The organism is Blautia sp. AM47-4, from assembly GCF_003479865.1.
GTDB classification, from domain to species: domain Bacteria; phylum Bacillota; class Clostridia; order Lachnospirales; family Lachnospiraceae; genus Fusicatenibacter; species Fusicatenibacter saccharivorans.
Genome location: NZ_QUHY01000100.1, coordinates 1 through 804 on the forward strand (window position 1 = coordinate 1; position 804 = coordinate 804).

2 protein-coding genes are annotated in these 804 nt (G+C 53.5%); both read right to left on the reverse strand.

All coding sequences use genetic code 11. The annotated features are described in order from the left end of the window. Window positions 1–380: SpoVG family protein (locus DW965_RS18800; protein ID WP_243036693.1), on the reverse strand; the 380-nt coding region annotated here is incomplete at its 3' end. A 43-nt stretch (window positions 381–423) separates the two neighbouring features. Then, window positions 424–804, reverse strand: a 381-nt coding sequence (locus tag DW965_RS18805; protein ID WP_243036694.1) for a VirB6/TrbL-like conjugal transfer protein, CD1112 family, incomplete at its 5' end; no start/stop codon positions are given.

Below are 804 nucleotides of genomic sequence, written 5' to 3' on the forward strand. Positions count from 1 at the left end.
TCTGCCTTTGCCTGTTCGGCAGCCGCTTTTCCGGCTTTGAGCTGGTCGCTGATGGACGCACGCCCCACAGAGCCGCGCTCCGCCATCTGTTCCAGCTTTGCCTCATAGGCTTGCAGAACAGCGGTGTTGAGCTGTTCCCGGAACTCCTTTGTGACAGGGTAGGCCATATCCCGGTAGCCGCCTTTGCCGTCCGGCTGGCTGGGCATCCCAAGAAAGAGTCCCTTGCTGCCCTGTACGATTTTCAGATTTTCCACCACAAAGCAGTCATTGAATTTCACGCTGGCAAAGCCCATCAGATTTTTCACAGGTTCGATGACCCGCACGCTTACATCCAGCTTTATAGGGGCGGCTGGTGTTCCGCCCGCAGTTTTTTCCTGCATGGATTGCTCCTTTCCGCTTCGGGTCATCATGGCCCGAAGTCTCTTAATGGCAGCCGAAGATGGATTTTGCAAGACTGCCTGTTTTGAATAAGGTAAAACACAGCAGCACCGTATATCCCACGCATCCCCAGATCGCCCCGATGGGGTCGCCGTCGGCGGCGATACTCTGGATCAGCACCGCATAGATGGCAACACAGACTAAGATCAACAGACCTTGAAATCCCACCGCAAAGAGGGAGCGGAAATAGTTCTGCCCCATGTGTCCGGTTTCCCTGTTGGGGACGGTGGCAAACGGGATAGGCGCTAAACTTGTGAGTAAATAAATTTCAATCATACGGCCATATACGATGACGAAGATCACGATGTTTAAGGCAATCATGGTAAGCTGGATCAGGAAGGATTGTAGCCAGAGTCCGAACAGAGG